This is a genomic window from Shewanella carassii, assembly GCF_019670705.1.
In the GTDB taxonomy this organism is placed as follows: Bacteria; Pseudomonadota; Gammaproteobacteria; order Enterobacterales; family Shewanellaceae; genus Shewanella; species Shewanella carassii.
In genome coordinates this window covers 2,254,528-2,270,502 of the sequence record NZ_AP024618.1, presented here as the reverse complement: position 1 = coordinate 2,270,502, position 15,975 = coordinate 2,254,528, and the positions used below count along the sequence as shown (strand labels likewise).

Here is a 15,975-nt window from a genome sequence, read left to right as displayed (position 1 = left end):
ATAAAGATCAAAAAATCAGCAGGCCGTCAGGCGGCCCCGAATAGAATCAATGAAGAAATTACCGGCGTACCTGAGGTACGTTTGAATGGCGCAGATGGTGAAGCCATTGGTATCGTCAGCATCAAAGAGGCTCAGGAAGTAGCCGATGAAGCAGGTCTGGATCTGGTAGAGATCAGTCCTAATGCTGAGCCGCCTGTATGCCGTATCATGGACTACGGTAAATATCTGTTCGACAAGGCTAAAGCCCAAAAAGAACAGAAGAAGAAGCAGAAACAGATCCAGGTGAAGGAAGTTAAATTCCGCCCTGGTACTGATGAAAACGACTATCAGGTAAAACTACGCAACCTGATTCGTTTTCTAGAAGATGGAGACAAAGCGAAAGTCACGCTGCGTTTCCGCGGACGCGAAATGGCACACCAGAACCTGGGTATGGATCTTTTGAACCGTATCAAGGCCGATCTGGAAGAGTATGCGGTTGTTGAATCCTTCCCGAAAATGGAAGGTCGACAAGCCATCATGGTGCTGGCGCCCAAGAAGAAATAGCAGGGCAACCCTGAAAAGTAGCAAAGGTCTACGGGCCTTTGCTCGCCTTGCGTTTTATTAATATCCCAATGCGGAGTTTTAGTAATGCCTAAAATGAAAACCGACAAGGGTGTAGCGAAGCGTTTTAAGAAAACCGCCAATGGTTTCAAGCGTAAGCAAGCCCATCTGCGTCACATCCTGACCAAGAAGAGCACCAAGCGTAAGCGTCATCTGCGCGCCAAGTGTTTAGTTGCCAAAGCTGACGTGCCTATGATTGCACGCCAACTGCCATACGCTTAATTAGGAGGAATTGAAAAATGCCAAGAGTTAAGCGTGGTGTAACTGCACGTGCTCGTCACAAGAAAGTTCTGAAACTTGCCAAAGGTTACTACGGTGCCCGTTCACGTACTTTCCGTGTAGCGGTACAAGCTGTAACCAAAGCAGGTCAATATGCTTACCGTGACCGTCGCCAGAAGAAGCGTCAATTCCGTCAACTGTGGATTGCACGTATCAATGCGGCTTCTCGTCAGAATGGTCTTTCATACAGCCGTTTCATCAACGGTCTGAAAAAGGCGTCTATCGAAATCGATCGTAAGATTTTGGCAGACATCGCTGTATTCGACAAAGTAGTGTTTGCTACTCTGGTAGAAAAAGCGAAGGAAGCACTGGCAAACTAATCTCTCAGGAGATGAGTTGTAGTTGCTGTTAAAAAGGGACCTTGGGTCCCTTTTTTCATTTTTGTGATTTGTTTATGTTTCAATGTCTCAGACAAAAAAAGCCAGTCATCAATGACTGGCTTTTCAGTTTGTTGGCGGAGCTTATTTCTGAGCATCCAGGAAGCGCTCGGCGTCCAGAGCCGCCATACACCCGGTACCGGCTGAGGTGATGGCCTGACGATAGTGCTGATCCATCACATCGCCGGCGGCAAATACGCCCTTGATGCTGGTTTGGGTGGCATTGCCATTGAGGCCACTTTCAACCTTGATGTAACCGTTATTCATTTCCAACTGGCCTTCAAAAATACCTGTGTTGGGGCTGTGACCAATGGCAACAAACACTCCGGCCACTTCCAAATCGGAAATACTACCGTCTTTGGTGCTTTTCATCTTGAGTCCGGTCACGCCCATGGCATCGCCAGTCACTTCATCGAGAGTCTGATCTAGGTGCAAAATGATATTGCCATTTTCGACCTTATCCATCAGACGATCGATGAGGATTTTCTCAGAGCGGAAGCTGTCACGGCGATGGATCAGGTGCACTTCAGCTGCGATGTTGGAAAGGTAGAGCGCTTCTTCAACCGCTGTGTTACCACCGCCGATGACGGCCACTTTCTGATTGCGATAGAAAAAACCGTCACAGGTGGCACAAGCAGATACACCACGTCCCTTGAAGGCTTCTTCAGATGGCAGACCGAGATACTTGGCGGATGCGCCTGTGGCTATGATCAGCGCATCGCAGGTGTACTCACCGTTGTCACCTTTCAAGGTGAAAGGACGCTGTTGCAGGTCAACTTCATTAATATGATCGAAGATGATTTCGGTATCAAACTTCTCTGCATGCTTTTGCATCCGTTCCATCAGCGCCGGACCCGTGAGGCCTTCGGCATCGCCGGGCCAGTTCTCGACCTCTGTTGTCGTGGTCAACTGGCCACCCTGTTGGATGCCAGTGATCATCACAGGCTTGAGGTTGGCACGGGCAGCATAAACGGCTGCGGTATAGCCTGCTGGGCCTGACCCTAATATCAATAAGTTACAATGTTTGGCTTGGCTCATTTTATTCTCCCTGCCTTGGCAAATTGCAGCGATTGTAGGTAATTTACCCCTAGGGGTAAAGCGCCCGGGATAGAATCTTTTAGATTGGCTTAATCGAAAAAGGAGCCCTCGGGCTCCTTTAAAACGACAGCGGATCTATTTACTGTAACAGTTCGCTGGCCGCGGTATAAGCCATATTGTGAGCTTCGGCGACCTCTTTACAAGTGATCTTACCGTGCATTACGTTAAGACCGTTCAGCAGATGCTTGTCAGACAAGAGCGCGTCGCGGTAACCCAAGCGGGCCAGCTTGAGAATGTAGGGCAGGGTAGCGTTATTCAGCGCGAAGGTGGAGGTACGCGCCACAGCGCCCGGCATATTGGCGACACAGTAGTGCACCACATCATCAACGATATAGGTAGGATCCTGGTGAGTTGTGGCATGAGAGGTTTCCACACAACCACCTTGATCTATGGCGACATCCACTATGGCGGCACCTGGCTTCATCTTCTTGACATGTTCACGGGTAACCAGCTTGGGCGCTGCGGCGCCGGGGATCAGCACGCCTCCTATGACCAGATCGGCTTGCAATACATGTTTTTCAATGGCATCGGCCGTTGAATAGATGGCCTTAACCTTGGAGCCAAATTGTACGTTCAAACGACGCAGTGCATCGATGGAGCGATCCAGCACTACCACATCGGCGCCCATGCCCACCGCCATTTGCGCCGCATTGGTTCCTACCATGCCACCACCGATAATCACAACTTTCGCCGGTTCAACTCCGGGAACACCACCGAGTAGCATGCCTAAACCACCCATGGATTTTTCCAGCGCCATCGCCCCGGCCTGGATAGACATGCGTCCGGCCACTTCCGACATGGGAGCCAATAAAGGTAAGCCACCACGGTCATCGGTAACTGTTTCATAAGCAATACAAACAGCGCCGCTATTGACCAATTCTTCGGTCTGGGGCAGATCGGGGGCAAGGTGCAGATAGGTAAAGAGGATCTGATCATGGCGCAACATGGCACGCTCTACGGCCTGCGGCTCTTTGACTTTGACTATCATCTCAGCCTTGGCGAAAACCTCTGCGGCCGTGTCCAAAATAGACGCACCGGCATCAATATAGTCCTGATCAGTAAAGCCAATTCCATTACCAGCATTCGTTTCGATAAAAACCTGATGACCATGCATAGTCAATTCGCGTACGCTGGACGGCACCATACCCACACGATATTCATGGTTTTTGATTTCCTTTGGAACACCAATTATCATTTTCGAGCCTCAATATACTAAAAAACCCACTTTTAATGGGCATAATTGTTATTTTATAGTGACCTGAACGTGATCAATTCAGGAAAGTCTAGTATAGTATTGCCCGGGCAGATTATGCTGCTAAACTTGTGACATACGCAAAATTAAATGTTGTTTTAGTGATAAAACAAGGTTAAAAATATGGTAAATAATAAAAAGAGTCCTGTAAAAGACTTGGATCGTATCGATCGTAACATTCTTAATGAACTGCAAATTGACGGTCGCATTTCCAACGTTGAGCTTTCCAAACGTGTTGGTTTGAGTCCAACACCCTGTCTTGAACGCGTTAAGCGTCTTGAAAAACAAGGTTACATTAACGGTTATACCGCATTGGTCAATCCGCACTTTTTAGGTGCATCCTTGTTAGTGTTTGTCGAGATCACCCTCAATAGAGATACACCGGAAGTCTTCGATAAGTTTAATCGTGCCGTACAGCTTTTGGATGATATTCAAGAATGTCACCTGGTATCGGGCGACTTCGATTATCTGCTCAAGACCCGGGTGTCCGATATGTCTGCTTATCGCAAATTGCTCGGTGAAACCCTCTTAAAATTGCCTTCAGTATCCGATACCCGCACCTATGTGGTGATGGAAGAGGTGAAACAAACCAGTAAAGTGGCCATAGGTATTTCTGCTGAAGTTTGATAGCGGTTTCGTTTCTTGGATAAGGAGTCTATGAGGCTCCTTTTTCATCACTGCTGTGTACTTTTTGGACCAGATAAGTTTTCCGGCATAAAAAAACTTTTTGTCCGCCTCTTTCGCGGGCTTATTCGCTGCACATTCAGGTTGATTCTGGTATCTTAAATCCATCCGTTTTTCGTTTGCTTATGGAAATCGCATTTGTCTCAGGGAAATAGCGTCAGAACCCTCAGCGGCCTGCAACGTCTGCTGGAAGGGGGGCTTATTCTGTGCTGCATGATCGCCATCTATATACTGTTGGCGCTGGGCAGCTTTCATCCGGGCGATCCGGGCTGGAGTCAGTCTAACTATCAAGGAAAGATTGAGAATGTTACCGGTGCCGTAGGTGCTTGGCTGGCCGATGTCCTGTTTTATTTCTTTGGTTATACCGCCTATCTGATCCCCGTCATCATTGCCGGAACCGGTTGGTTGATCTTCAGGCGTGCTCACAAGTTGCTGGAAGTAGACTACTTCTCGGTCGGCTTGCGCTTGATAGGCTTCCTGTTGATGGTGCTGAGCCTTGCTGCCTTGGCCAGTATGAATGCCGGCGATATCTATGAATTTTCGGCCGGTGGTGTAGCTGGAGATGTAATAGCCCAGGCCATGTTGCCTTACTTTAATCAACTGGGGACCACACTGCTGCTGCTCTGCTTTGTCGGTGCGGGCTTCACTCTGCTGACTGGAATAAGCTGGCTTACCATAGTCGAGCTTACCGGTTTTGCAACTATCTGGTGTTTTCGCAAGCTCAAACAGTTACCGGCACACCTGTCTGGCCCAAGAGAAACCGAAGATACCCGCGGCTTTATGTCGGTAGTGGACAAGTTCCGCCGCGAGCGTGGTGACCTTGAACCAGAAGAAGCGTTCGAAGAAGATGACGATGATGAGGTTATTGAAGCCCCCGTTAAGAAACCCGGGCTACTGAGTCGTTTCCGTAAAAAGGAGCAGCAAACTCTTGAGCGGGAAGCCGCGGAGATGGCCGATGAGAACTCTGATACTGAGCCCAAGCATCAGGGCAGGGTAGAGCCGGTGCTTTCGGTTGGCGTTGCCGGGACTGCGGCTGACAAGGCTGCGGGCATTTCCTCGGGCAATGCTGAAGACACACCGCCTTGGCAGAATAACACCGAGGGAAGCGATACAATCGACTTCGACAAGCGTGCATCTACAGGGGCTATCAGTCATAAAGAGCGGCAATTGCAAACCCAGAAAGCCAGGGTTGAAAATGGCATTATTATTTTACCCGGTGAAGAAGGGGCTTCCAAAGAGCGTAAGCAACCTATGGATCCCTTGCCGAGCATCTCGCTGTTGGATGTGCCTAATCGCAAGAAGAACCCCATCAGTGAAGAAGAACTGGATCAGGTGGCACGCTTGGTGGAAAGCAAACTTGCTGACTTCAATATTACTGCGCAAGTAGTCGGAGTCTATCCTGGACCTGTGATCACCCGCTTTGAGCTGGACTTGGCTCCCGGGGTCAAGGCTTCAAAAATTTCCAACTTATCCAAAGATTTAGCCCGTTCTCTGCTGGCTGAAAGTGTGCGGGTGGTGGAGGTTATTCCGGGTAAGGCCTATGTGGGGCTGGAACTGCCCAACAAGTTCCGCGAAACTGTATTTATGCGTGATGTCCTCGATTGCCAGGCGTTCAAGGACAGTAAATCCAACCTCACCATGGTGCTGGGACAAGACATTGCCGGCGATCCGGTCGTGGTGGACTTGGCTAAGATGCCGCACCTTTTGGTGGCTGGTACCACAGGTTCGGGTAAGTCGGTCGGGGTCAACGTGATGATCACCAGTCTGCTGTATAAATCCGGCCCGGAAGATGTGCGTTTTATCATGATAGATCCCAAGATGCTGGAGCTTTCTGTCTATGAAGGTATTCCGCATCTCTTGTGTGAAGTGGTTACGGATATGAAAGAGGCCGCCAATGCACTGCGCTGGTGTGTGGGTGAGATGGAGCGGCGCTACAAACTGATGTCGGCGCTCGGGGTACGTAACCTCAAGGGCTTCAACGCCAAAATCGCCGAGGCCAAGGCCGCGGGTACGCCAATATGCGATCCGTTGTGGAAGTCCAACGAAAGCATGGAAGATACGGCGCCTGAACTCGACAAGTTGCCCTCTATCGTGGTTGTCGTGGACGAATTTGCCGACATGATGATGATAGTCGGTAAGAAGGTGGAAGAGCTGATTGCCCGTATTGCCCAGAAAGCCCGCGCTGCCGGTATACACCTGATTCTGGCGACCCAGCGCCCGTCTGTGGATGTGATAACAGGCCTTATCAAGGCCAACATTCCCACCCGCATCGCTTTCCAGGTTTCTTCCCGCATCGACTCGCGCACCATTTTGGATCAGCAAGGCGCCGAAACCCTGCTCGGAATGGGCGATATGCTTTATCTGCCCCCGGGGACCGGCGTGCCCAACCGGGTTCACGGTGCCTTTGTGGACGATCACGAGGTGCATGCGGTCGTTGCCGATTGGCATGCCCGCGGTAAGCCTCAATATATTGAAGAAATTCTTCAGGGAGCCAGTGACGGCGAACAGGTGTTGCTGCCCGGTGAAGCACCGGAAGGCGGTGAGGAGGAGCTGGATGCACTCTACGATGAAGCCGTGGCTTTTGTTACCGAAACCCGCCGCGGCTCTATCTCCAGTGTGCAGCGTAAGTTCAAGATAGGTTATAACCGCGCCGCTCGCATCATAGAGCAGATGGAACTTCAAGGGGTGGTCAGTGCCCAAGGCCATAATGGCAACCGCGAAGTATTGGCGCCACCGCCGCCAAGATAAGACAGATTTGAGGTACAAATGAAAAAAAGCGTTATGTTTCTTGCTCTGGCAATGAGCTTACCGGCCGTGGCCGATGATGCCGGACAACTCAAAGCGAAGTTAGATGCCATCGCCGGCTTGAAAGCCGACTTCCAACAGCAAGTCACAGATATTAATGGCAAGCTTATTCAGCAAGGCAGTGGCGAGCTCGCCTTGGCGCAGCCGAATCAGTTTTACTGGCATCTGCAGCAGCCGGATGAATCTGTGATAGTCGCAGATGGCAAAGACGTTTGGATTTATAACCCGTTCGCCGAGGAAGTGAGCGTACTGGCGCTGGAAAATGCCATTGCCGCTTCGCCCATGACGCTTTTGGTGCGCCGCGACGAGGCCAGTTGGGCTCGCTATAACATCACTCTGGACAAAGAGTGTTTCCAGATAGCGCCCAAAACAGAAGAGGCCGGAGTACAACAGGTCAGCGTCTGTTTCAACGATGACTCTTTGACCCAATTGGCACTGAAAGACACTCAGGGTAATCTCAGTCAGTTCAACCTGAGCGAGCAACAGCCGCTGACAGATAGCGACAAGAGATTGTTCCAATTTGAGGTTCCCGAAGGCGTTTCCATTGACGATCAGCGCCCGGGGCAGGAAGGTTAACCTTGTCCAGCCTGAGCTTTGATTTTGCCCCCGACTTTCGGCCCCTGGCTGCAAGAATGCGCCCGGCGACGCTGGAGCAGTACGTCGGTCAGCAACATCTGTTGGGACCTGGGCAACCGCTGAGACTGGCATTGGAGGCCGGCAAGGCTCATTCCATGATGTTCTGGGGGCCGCCGGGTACCGGCAAGACTACGCTGGCAGAGCTGGTTGCTCATTATGCCAACGCCCATGTGGAGCGAATATCTGCGGTCACATCCGGGGTGAAAGAGATCCGCTCGGCGATAGAACACGCCAAAAACGTGGCGCAATCGCGCGGCCAGCGCACCTTGCTGTTTGTCGATGAGGTGCACAGATTCAACAAGAGCCAGCAGGACGCTTTTCTGCCTTTTATTGAAGATGGCACTGTGATTTTTATCGGCGCCACCACAGAAAACCCTTCTTTTGAAATCAATAACGCCTTGCTCTCCAGAGTGCGGGTTTATCTGATTAAGCGTCTCGATGAAGCCGAGATTGCTACCATAGTGACCCAGGCGCTCGCTGATGAAGAGCGTGGTCTTGGCAAACGCAGGTTGCAGATGCCGCAGGAGCTGATGGCCAAGTTGGCGACACTCGCCGATGGTGATGCCCGCAAGGTTCTTAACCTGGTGGAGCTGATGAGTGACATGCTGCCGGACGGCGGTAGTTTTACCGAGGCTATGCTGGTACAGGTAGCCGGTGAACAGTTGGCGGGGTTTGATAAGAATGGCGATCAATATTACGACCTGATCTCAGCCGTGCACAAATCGATTCGCGGCTCGGCGCCGGATGCGGCGCTCTATTGGTTTTGTCGTATGCTGGAAGGGGGCTGCGATCCTCTGTATGTTGCAAGACGCCTGCTGGCGATAGCCTCTGAAGATGTGGGGAATGCCGATCCTACTGCAATGACAGTTGCTCTCAACGCCTGGGATTGTTTCCACCGGGTCGGCCCGGCAGAGGGCGAGCGTGCTATCGCGCAGGCGATTGTTTATCTGGCCTCGGCGCCCAAGAGTAATGCGGTGTACACAGCCTTTAAGGCGGCCAGACAACTGGCCCGGGAAACCGGCCAGCAGCCTGTTCCCATGCATTTGAGAAACGCGCCGACCGAACTGATGAAATCCATCGGCGCCGGTGAAGGCTATCGTTATGCTCATGATGAGGCCAATGCCTATGCCGCCGGCGAATGTTATTTCCCCGAAGCCTTGGCCGAGAGTCGTTTTTATTATCCGACTGAGCGGGGATTCGAGAAACGGATCCGCGATAAGTTGGCGCAGCTTTGCCAGCTCGACCGCCAAAGTGAGAACAAAAGGTATGATTAATCTGACCGTTGTCGCCCTTGGCGGTGCAACCGGCGCAGTTTTGCGCTACCTGATATCGATATTTGTGCTCCAGCTATTTGGCAGTGGTTTTCCTTTTGGTACACTGGCTGTTAATGTACTTGGCTCATTTCTGATGGGGATGATCTATGCACTGGGAGAACTCAGTCATATCAGCCCTGAGATCAAGGCGCTGGTCGGTGTCGGATTTCTTGGTGCACTGACAACCTTCTCGACTTTCTCAAATGAAACCTTACTGCTGATACAGGGAGGTGAGTTGCTAAAGGCATTTCTGAATGTGGCGTTGAACCTGGGACTGTGCCTGGCCATGGTTTACCTGGGACAACTGCTGATTTTTTCACGCGTATAACTGATAAGACAAGTAGACATGTTAGATCCAAAATATCTGCGTAATGAACTCGCAACAACTGCGGAGCGCCTGGCGACCCGCGGTTTTATCCTCGATGTAGACAGGCTGACCAAGCTGGAAGAAAAGCGTAAGTCGCTGCAGGTGGAAACCGAAGAGCTGCAGGCCAGTCGCAATGCCATCTCCAAGTCCATAGGTCAAGCCAAGTCCCGCGGTGAGGACGTTGCTCCAATCATGGCGCAGGTAGGCGATCTCGGCAGCCAGCTGGACAGTAAAAAGCAGGAGCTGAGTGCGCTGCTTGAAGAGCTGGATGCTATTGCCATGAGCATTCCCAATTTGCCGGATGAATCTGTACCTGTGGGTTCAGACGAGAACGACAACGTGGAAATCCGCCGCTGGGGCACACCAAGGGAGTTCGACTTCCCAGTAAGAGATCATGTGGATCTCGGTGAACTGCTCAAAGGACTGGATTTCAAGAGTGCCGTTAAGGTAACGGGTTCGCGCTTTATCTTTATGCAGGGCCAAATTGCCCGTATGCACCGCGCTTTGGCGCAGTTCATGCTGGATTTGCATACTCAGGAGCACGGCTACACCGAATGCTATGTGCCTTTACTGGTCAACGAAGCCAGCCTTAAGGGCACAGGCCAACTGCCTAAATTTGGTGAAGATCTGTTTCACACCAAGCCGGCCACAGAGGAAGGCCAGGGGCTTAGCCTGATCCCAACCGCCGAAGTGCCGCTGACTAACCTGGCCCGCGACACCATACTGGATGAGGCCGAGTTGCCTATCAAGTTGACCGCTCACACGCCATGCTTCCGTAGTGAAGCCGGCTCTTACGGTAAAGATACCCGCGGTCTTATCCGCCAACACCAGTTCGACAAGGTCGAAATGGTGCAGTTGGTGAAACCGGAAGATTCTGAAGCCGCATTGGAACAGTTGGTTGGTCACGCTGAAAACGTACTGAAGAAGCTGGGTCTGCCACACAGAACTATCGTCCTGTGTACCGGTGATATGGGCTTTGGTGCCGCCAAGACCTACGACGTTGAAGTCTGGGTTCCGGCTCAAAATACCTACCGTGAGATATCTTCCTGCTCTAACGTGCGTGACTTCCAGGCGCGGCGCATGCAGGCCCGTTATCGCTCCAAAGACGACAACAAACCAAAGCTTATCCACACTCTGAATGGCTCAGGGCTGGCAGTTGGTCGTACTCTGGTGGCCATTTTGGAAAACTACCAAAATGCCGATGGCAGTGTCACAGTACCTGAAGCACTGCGCAGCTATATGGGTGGTATTGAAAAAATAGGTTGATGGGTGAGGTCATATGGATAAAGGTCAGCGCTACCTGCGCTGGCTTGCCTACGTGGCCGTCATTGCAGTTTTTTCTGCCCTGTTTTTAGCCACGCTCGGCAAGGCAGCTATGCTGGTATATGAGAATTTAAAATAGTTATTCTGCATAGTAAAAAGCCCCGAAGTTCGGGGCTTTTTTGTGTGCGGAATCGAGTCGTATTAAATACACTTGGCAGGTTTGGGCAGCCCGGCAATCTTGGTTGCCTGCTTGGCCGGCCCCATCGGGAACAGGGTGTAGAGGTACTTGGAGTTGCCTTTTTCCGGCCCCAGTGCCTGGCCGATTGCCTTGACCAAAACCCGAATAGCCGGGCTGGTCTTGTATTCAAGATAAAAGTTACGCACAAAGTTAACCACTTCCCAATGGGCCTCGGTCAACTCTATCTCTTCGGCTGCGGCGATGACAGGCGCCAGCTCGGGCGTCCAGTCGGAAACCTGCTTCAAGTACCCTTGAGGATCGGTCGCTATCTGCTTGTCATTGAATTGAATGAAATCTACCACGAAATAACCTTTGTATGAGCCAATGTCAGCGCTACCAGCGCCGGATAATCCAACTGTTCATAATTACCAAGAAAGTCTTCCAGCCCGCGGGCCTTAACATCATCAGCCACCAGCACCACTTTAAAGGGTGATAGCGCCATGGCCCATTGACGTTTCAGCAGGGCGCTTACTGCATCGCCGGCCAGCAAAAACACGTCTGTCTTACCAGCATATCTCAGTGCGCAGGACAGCGCAGTGTCGCGCGCCGCCGATGTTTGTATTTGGTGTAATATCATCAGAAAACCATGACCTCATCGGCATCCAGCAGGGCCTGGCGGATCTGCTCGTTATCACAAATGGTGGCAGGAATAACCAGTTCGGTGCGGCTAAGTCCCAGCTCCTGCAGCGATTGCTTGCAGACCAGCACAGTGTCTATGTCATAGAGCGGCAGCGCACCTAATGTGGCGATATAATCCTTACAGCCGATAAGCTCAGGTTGCTGCTGCTTCAGCAGCGTAAGCACGCCTTCATCGGTAAATATCAGGCTTACCTCTTGCTCGAAACTGGCGCTCAGCAGCGCCAGATCCAGGCCTTCGCGCCCGGAAGCCGAACCATGCGGAGCCCGGCGAAAAATAATGGCTATTTTCTTCATTAAAAACTCACCAGACGATCACTCTTTTCAAGCCCGGTGACCAACTCGCCAAGCCCTCCCATGGTAAAGCCAGCGGCGAGATTGGCACTCGCTTTGGCGTTGTCCTTGGCGTCCTGTGCTGAAAGCACACCGCGGCGCAGGGCGGCAGAGACGCAGTTCACCAGATTAAGCTGCCACTCCTCTGCCAACTGTTGCCATGCGGCAGTTAAGTCCAATTCGTCCGATGCCGGCGCGCATAGGGCATTGGACTGACTTACGCCGTCCTGATAAAAGAATACGCAGTGAACCTCATGGCCCGCTTGCAGCGCCGCCCGGGTATATTTGAGTGCATGGAAGCCGGCCGCCGGGCCGTAGACACTGCCATTCACCATAATAATAAGTTTGCTCATACCAAAAAAAATGACCCTGAATTAGGGCCATTTTAACCTATTTTCCATCCCATGGGGATCAGTCATCGCCACCAACACCCATCAGGTGCAGCAGGCTGATAAACAGGTTGAGGAAATCCAGATACAGGGCGATGGTGGCGCGAATATAGTTGGTCTCACCACCATTAACGATACGGCTGGTATCAAACAGGATAAAGCCTGTCATCAGCAGGGCGATACCCGCATTGACTGCCATAAATACTGCGCCGTTACCGACAAAGATATTGATCACCGCAGCGGCTATGACGACCACCAGACCGGCAATCAAGAAGCCGCGCATAAAGGAAAAATCTTTCTTGGTGGTCACGGCATAGGCTGACAGGGCGACAAAGATGGCTGATGTCAGACCAAAGGCCTGAATAATCAGCTCAGGGCCGTTACTCATGCCGGCGTAATGGTTGAGGATATAACCCAGAGACGCGCCTTCCATACCGGTAAAGGCAAATACCCAAAAGATCCCGGCGGCGGATTCCGCCTTTCTCAGGGTAACGAACAGCAACACCAAGCCACCGATGGAAAGTCCCAGTGACATCATGGGGCCGATACCCATCGCCATGGCGATGGCGGCACATACGGCTGAAAACCCTATGGTCATTGCCAGCAGCATGTAGGTGTTTCTGAGCATTTTGTTCACTTCCATAGTGGAAGTTTGGCTCGAATAAAGGGTTTGCTGAGTCATTTGCTTCTCCGAAGGTTGACTGACATAGCCCGGGTTGACGACCCGGCTAGTTTCCATGTTAGAGCAGTTTAAACCGTATATGGTTCCGCTGCCGTTTTCCTGTTATAGATTGTGCCATTAAACACTGAATCTTTTGTGAATTAAAGTCAGGCGAGCCACTCTCTGTGCAGTTTTTCGGTATCGCCCAGATAATCCAGTACCCATTTAAGCGCCGGTGACATCTTGTTGGCATTCCAAGCCAGACAGCAGGAACTGGCCGGTAGCGGCGTTGCCAACTGTTTTTCCACCAGGGCTCCGGCGCGAATAAAGGGGCTGGCAAGGTGTACTGGCATATAACCTATCCCCAAGCCTTCGCGGAAGCAGTTGATGGCCCGGATCCAATCCGGCACCACCAAGCGGCGCTGATTGTCCAGCAACCAGGTGTGGCGCTTGGGGATCTCTCTTGACGTGTCATCCAGGCAAATGGAAGGGAAGGGCCTGAGCTCTTCGTCCTCCAGAGGACGGTCTATGGCCGCTAATGGGTGAGACTTGCTCACCAAAAATGCCCACTCGATGTCGCCCATGTCTCTGTGATGATAAGCGCCGCCGACCGGAATGGCGGTGGTTGCGCCTATGGCAACATCGCTGCGCCCGGTAGACAAGGCTTCCCAAACACCGTTGAACACCTCAATGCGAATGATCAGCTCCACATCGGTGAAGTGGCGATAGAAGTCGGCAATTAACACACTGATCCTGTCTGCCCTGACGATATTGTCCAAAGCGATGGACAGCGTCGGTTGCCAACCATTGGCCACCCGCTGGGTTTCCCGTTTCAGATCGTCCAGTTGCTTGAGCATAATCCTGGCTTCCTTGACGAAATGAGCTCCGGCGGGCGTCAAACTGACGCTGCGGTGATGACGTTCAAACAGCACAACCCCCAGCTCTTCCTCAATCTGCTTTATGGCATAACTCACGGCGGAGGGCACCTTGTGCAGCTTGTTGGCTGCGGCGGTGAAACTGCCAAGGTGAGAAACAATATCGATAAGTTGTAACGACTGTTCAGAAAGCATGGCGATTCCTTGCTGTGAGAATATTTGAAGGCATAAGTCAAAAATAAACGTTTCACCTCGATAGAGCAAGGCTTTAGACTGCACCGGCATTCATATTACTTTTATCTTAAGTTGTAATCAGGTTGTATATGACTCTTAAATATTTCATGTTTTTATGCTATCTCGCGCTCCTGAGCATGTTGGCTTTCATCGCGACCGACATGTATCTTCCAGCATTCAAAGCAATTGAAAGCTCTCTTGATGCCAGCGCTTCTCAAGTAGCCATGTCCTTGACCTCTTTCCTAGCCGGATTGGCCTTGGGTCAACTGCTCTACGGCCCTCTGGTGCAGCGTTTCGGTAAACGCAACTCACTGCTCGGTGGTTTGGCGCTGTTTGCCTTGGCGACAGTCTGTATCGGTTTCAGTGACAATATTATCATGCTGAACTGCTTCCGTTTTTTCCAGGCGATTGGCGTCTGCAGCGCTGCTGTTATCTGGCAGGCTTTGGTGGTAGAGCAGTATGATGTCAAAGACTCACAGCGCATCTTCTCCAACATCATGCCCTTGGTGGCCTTGTCACCGGCCTTGGCGCCCATTCTCGGCGCCAAGGTGCTTGGGCATCTGGGTTGGGAAGCGATATTTTTCATTTTGGCGGCGACGGCGCTGGCATTGATGGCATTGACCATGGTGTTGGTTAAGCCAGCAAACAAGAGTACAACCAAATCTGAAGTCAAGGTGGCTTACAAGACCTTTTTCAACAACACAGGTTATTTGGGCAACGTACTAATCTATGGTGCATGTTCCGGGGCTTTCTTCGCCTACCTGACACTCTGGCCGATAGTGATGGAGCAGCACGGTTATCAGGCTGACGCCATAGGTTTAAGTTTTATTCCGCAAACCATCATGTTTATCGTCGGTGGCTATGCCAGCAAGTTGCTGATCCGCCGGGTAGGCAGCGAGATGACACTTAAACTGTTGCTGGCGCTGTTTGGTTTGTGTGTGTTGGCGATTGCTGTGGCGACTTTGATATTCAAGGCGCAAACCATCTATCCATTACTGATAGCGTTTTCTGTGCTGGCCGCCGCCAATGGTGCCATTTATCCGATAGTGGTTAACAGTGCGCTGCAACATTTCAGTCAGTGCGCCTCCAAAGCGGCCGGGCTGCAAAACTTTTTACAGATAACCTTGGCGTTCGGCGCATCAAGCCTGGTGGCTGTGTGGGCCCAGGCCGGGGAAACTGCTATTGCCTGGGGGATCCTGGGTTGCAGTGTGCTGGTATTTGCTGGCTATAAACTGCGACAGTTTGCCGACTGGTCGCAGGTGAGGGCAGGTTTTACCAAGCCGGATCCAGCGCGCTTGGCAATGCATGCAGAAGAAACGCCCAAAGACTGAGTGCAGATTGAGCAAATAGATAAGGTTGTGACATTTTCTGCTTTACAGTCTCATGTCCTCGCTATAGTATTTGCAGCGTTCGGAGGGGTGGCAGAGTGGTTGAATGCACCGGTCTTGAAAACCGGCATGGGTTTATAGCCCATCCAGGGTTCAAATCCCTGCTCCTCCGCCATATTCAGAGAAGCCCGCTTGTAAAAACAGGCGGGCTTTTTCGTATCTCAGTTTTGATGATAGCGATTAGCCAGGTATAGGCGGTTAGAGAATGGCGGGTTTATAGCGCCGTCATGCAGGGTTCAAATCCCTGCTCCTCCGCCATATTCAGAGAGGCCCGCTTGTGAAAACAGGCGGGCTTTTTCGTATCTCAGTTTTGATGATAGCGATTAGCCAGGTATAGGCGGTTAGAGAATGGCGGGTTTATAGCGCCGTCATGCAGGGTTCAAATCCCTGCTCCTTTGCCATATTCAAAAGATCGTTAGGCTTATCGCAGTTATCAGCCTTATTCTTGGTTTCCCGCAAAGAACTCTATGGGACGCCCCTGATTGTCTGCATCTGTGACAGGTAGATCAATAATCCTTCGTCTTTGTTGGTTTTTCGGTATTTAACT

General features: G+C 51.5%; 19 protein-coding genes and 1 tRNA gene. 12 read left to right on the top strand and 8 right to left on the bottom strand.

Going from position 1 to position 15,975, the window contains the following annotated elements; translation table 11 throughout:
* The 3 genes from infC (at nucleotide 1) to rplT (ending at nucleotide 1,199) form a co-directional block, all read left to right on the top strand.
* Nucleotides 1–543, top strand: coding sequence for a translation initiation factor IF-3 (gene infC, locus K5621_RS10330; RefSeq protein WP_100143701.1), 543 nt, complete (start codon nucleotides 1–3; stop codon nucleotides 541–543).
* Nucleotides 544–627: 84 nt separating this feature from the next.
* Nucleotides 628–822, top strand: coding sequence for a 50S ribosomal protein L35 (gene rpmI, locus K5621_RS10325; protein ID WP_025009728.1), 195 nt, complete (start codon nucleotides 628–630; stop codon nucleotides 820–822).
* Between the two features lie 17 nt (nucleotides 823–839).
* The gene (rplT, locus tag K5621_RS10320; RefSeq protein WP_025009729.1) at nucleotides 840–1,199 is read left to right on the top strand and encodes a 50S ribosomal protein L20; all 360 of its coding nucleotides are present in this window, start codon (nucleotides 840–842) and stop codon (nucleotides 1,197–1,199) included.
* 141 nt (nucleotides 1,200–1,340) lie between these two features.
* On the opposite strand, the gene trxB is transcribed toward rplT, so the two are convergent.
* Nucleotides 1,341–2,294: a thioredoxin-disulfide reductase gene (gene trxB, locus K5621_RS10315; RefSeq protein WP_100143700.1), complete on the bottom strand. Its 954-nt coding sequence runs from the start codon at nucleotides 2,292–2,294 to the stop codon at nucleotides 1,341–1,343.
* Nucleotides 2,295–2,433: 139 nt separating this feature from the next.
* Nucleotides 2,434–3,549 carry an alanine dehydrogenase gene (ald, locus tag K5621_RS10310; protein ID WP_100143699.1) on the bottom strand — a complete coding sequence of 372 codons (1,116 nt, stop codon included), beginning with the start codon at nucleotides 3,547–3,549 and terminating at the stop codon, nucleotides 2,434–2,436.
* A gap of 180 nt (nucleotides 3,550–3,729) precedes the next feature.
* Between ald and lrp the strand changes: the two genes are divergently transcribed.
* The 7 genes from lrp to K5621_RS20085 all read left to right on the top strand — a co-directional run bounded on the left by lrp (nucleotide 3,730) and on the right by K5621_RS20085 (nucleotide 10,813).
* Nucleotides 3,730–4,233 (top strand): leucine-responsive transcriptional regulator Lrp, encoded by a 504-nt coding sequence (gene lrp / locus K5621_RS10305; protein WP_100143698.1) that lies wholly within the window; start codon nucleotides 3,730–3,732, stop codon nucleotides 4,231–4,233.
* A 195-nt stretch (nucleotides 4,234–4,428) separates the two neighbouring features.
* Nucleotides 4,429–7,038 (top strand): DNA translocase FtsK, encoded by a 2,610-nt coding sequence (locus tag K5621_RS10300; protein WP_221049185.1) that lies wholly within the window; start codon nucleotides 4,429–4,431, stop codon nucleotides 7,036–7,038.
* Between the two features lie 18 nt (nucleotides 7,039–7,056).
* Entirely contained in the window at nucleotides 7,057–7,671 is a 615-nt protein-coding gene (lolA, locus tag K5621_RS10295) for an outer membrane lipoprotein periplasmic chaperone LolA (protein ID WP_221049184.1), read from the top strand.
* Nucleotides 7,672–7,673: 2 nt separating this feature from the next.
* Nucleotides 7,674–9,005 carry a replication-associated recombination protein A gene (locus K5621_RS10290; RefSeq protein ID WP_221049183.1) on the top strand — a complete coding sequence of 444 codons (1,332 nt, stop codon included), beginning with the start codon at nucleotides 7,674–7,676 and terminating at the stop codon, nucleotides 9,003–9,005.
* Nucleotides 8,998–9,372, top strand: a complete 375-nt coding sequence (crcB, locus tag K5621_RS10285) for a fluoride efflux transporter CrcB (protein ID WP_100143694.1) — start codon at nucleotides 8,998–9,000, stop codon at nucleotides 9,370–9,372. Before K5621_RS10290 ends, crcB begins: the two co-directional genes overlap by 8 nt.
* Nucleotides 9,373–9,390: 18 nt before the next feature.
* Nucleotides 9,391–10,677 (top strand): serine--tRNA ligase, encoded by a 1,287-nt coding sequence (gene serS / locus K5621_RS10280; protein WP_100143693.1) that lies wholly within the window; start codon nucleotides 9,391–9,393, stop codon nucleotides 10,675–10,677.
* A 13-nt stretch (nucleotides 10,678–10,690) separates the two neighbouring features.
* Nucleotides 10,691–10,813, top strand: coding sequence for a hypothetical protein (locus K5621_RS20085; RefSeq protein WP_025009737.1), 123 nt, complete (start codon nucleotides 10,691–10,693; stop codon nucleotides 10,811–10,813).
* Nucleotides 10,814–10,875: 62 nt separating this feature from the next.
* Here the strand turns inward: K5621_RS20085 and K5621_RS10275 are convergent, their stop codons facing one another.
* From K5621_RS10275 to punR, 6 genes are all read right to left on the bottom strand, one after another.
* Nucleotides 10,876–11,214 carry a TusE/DsrC/DsvC family sulfur relay protein gene (locus K5621_RS10275; RefSeq protein WP_100143692.1) on the bottom strand — a complete coding sequence of 113 codons (339 nt, stop codon included), beginning with the start codon at nucleotides 11,212–11,214 and terminating at the stop codon, nucleotides 10,876–10,878.
* Nucleotides 11,208–11,489 carry a sulfurtransferase complex subunit TusB gene (tusB, locus tag K5621_RS10270; RefSeq protein ID WP_025009739.1) on the bottom strand — a complete coding sequence of 94 codons (282 nt, stop codon included), beginning with the start codon at nucleotides 11,487–11,489 and terminating at the stop codon, nucleotides 11,208–11,210. The genes K5621_RS10275 and tusB overlap by 7 nt, the downstream gene beginning before the upstream one ends.
* Entirely contained in the window at nucleotides 11,489–11,845 is a 357-nt protein-coding gene (gene tusC, locus K5621_RS10265; RefSeq protein ID WP_221049182.1) for a sulfurtransferase complex subunit TusC, read from the bottom strand. The genes tusB and tusC overlap by 1 nt, the downstream gene beginning before the upstream one ends.
* A complete protein-coding gene (tusD, locus tag K5621_RS10260) occupies nucleotides 11,845–12,234 on the bottom strand; it encodes a sulfurtransferase complex subunit TusD (protein WP_215772901.1) in 390 nt (129 codons plus the stop codon). Before tusD ends, tusC begins: the two co-directional genes overlap by 1 nt.
* Nucleotides 12,235–12,292: 58 nt before the next feature.
* A complete protein-coding gene (locus K5621_RS10255) occupies nucleotides 12,293–12,952 on the bottom strand; it encodes a Bax inhibitor-1/YccA family protein (protein WP_100143689.1) in 660 nt (219 codons plus the stop codon).
* A gap of 146 nt (nucleotides 12,953–13,098) precedes the next feature.
* Nucleotides 13,099–14,001: a DNA-binding transcriptional activator PunR gene (punR, locus tag K5621_RS10250; protein WP_039032966.1), complete on the bottom strand. Its 903-nt coding sequence runs from the start codon at nucleotides 13,999–14,001 to the stop codon at nucleotides 13,099–13,101.
* A 128-nt stretch (nucleotides 14,002–14,129) separates the two neighbouring features.
* Here punR and punC point away from each other — a divergent pair, with 128 nt between their 5' ends.
* A complete protein-coding gene (gene punC / locus K5621_RS10245; protein WP_245003058.1) occupies nucleotides 14,130–15,371 on the top strand; it encodes a purine nucleoside transporter PunC in 1,242 nt (413 codons plus the stop codon).
* Between the two features lie 81 nt (nucleotides 15,372–15,452).
* Nucleotides 15,453–15,543: transfer RNA gene (locus tag K5621_RS10240), tRNA-Ser, on the top strand.
* Nucleotides 15,544–15,975: the final 432 nt, after the last annotated feature.

What these genes read in the sequence shown, in the direction of transcription:
- rplT (WP_025009729.1), top strand. Translation starts at nt 840, where the DNA reads ATGCCAAGAGTTAAGCGTGGTGTAACTGCACGTGCTCGTCACAAGAAA.
- K5621_RS10255 (WP_100143689.1), bottom strand. Translation starts at nt 12,952, where the DNA reads ATGACTCAGCAAACCCTTTATTCGAGCCAAACTTCCACTATGGAAGTG.
- rpmI (WP_025009728.1), top strand. Translation starts at nt 628, where the DNA reads ATGCCTAAAATGAAAACCGACAAGGGTGTAGCGAAGCGTTTTAAGAAA.
- serS (WP_100143693.1), top strand. Translation starts at nt 9,391, where the DNA reads ATGTTAGATCCAAAATATCTGCGTAATGAACTCGCAACAACTGCGGAG.
- tusC (WP_221049182.1), bottom strand. Translation starts at nt 11,845, where the DNA reads ATGAAGAAAATAGCCATTATTTTTCGCCGGGCTCCGCATGGTTCGGCT.
- tusD (WP_215772901.1), bottom strand. Translation starts at nt 12,234, where the DNA reads ATGAGCAAACTTATTATTATGGTGAATGGCAGTGTCTACGGCCCGGCG.
- lolA (WP_221049184.1), top strand. Translation starts at nt 7,057, where the DNA reads ATGAAAAAAAGCGTTATGTTTCTTGCTCTGGCAATGAGCTTACCGGCC.
- tusB (WP_025009739.1), bottom strand. Translation starts at nt 11,489, where the DNA reads ATGATATTACACCAAATACAAACATCGGCGGCGCGCGACACTGCGCTG.
- crcB (WP_100143694.1), top strand. Translation starts at nt 8,998, where the DNA reads ATGATTAATCTGACCGTTGTCGCCCTTGGCGGTGCAACCGGCGCAGTT.
- punC (WP_245003058.1), top strand. Translation starts at nt 14,130, where the DNA reads ATGACTCTTAAATATTTCATGTTTTTATGCTATCTCGCGCTCCTGAGC.
- ald (WP_100143699.1), bottom strand. Translation starts at nt 3,549, where the DNA reads ATGATAATTGGTGTTCCAAAGGAAATCAAAAACCATGAATATCGTGTG.
- K5621_RS20085 (WP_025009737.1), top strand. Translation starts at nt 10,691, where the DNA reads ATGGATAAAGGTCAGCGCTACCTGCGCTGGCTTGCCTACGTGGCCGTC.
- lrp (WP_100143698.1), top strand. Translation starts at nt 3,730, where the DNA reads ATGGTAAATAATAAAAAGAGTCCTGTAAAAGACTTGGATCGTATCGAT.
- trxB (WP_100143700.1), bottom strand. Translation starts at nt 2,294, where the DNA reads ATGAGCCAAGCCAAACATTGTAACTTATTGATATTAGGGTCAGGCCCA.
- punR (WP_039032966.1), bottom strand. Translation starts at nt 14,001, where the DNA reads ATGCTTTCTGAACAGTCGTTACAACTTATCGATATTGTTTCTCACCTT.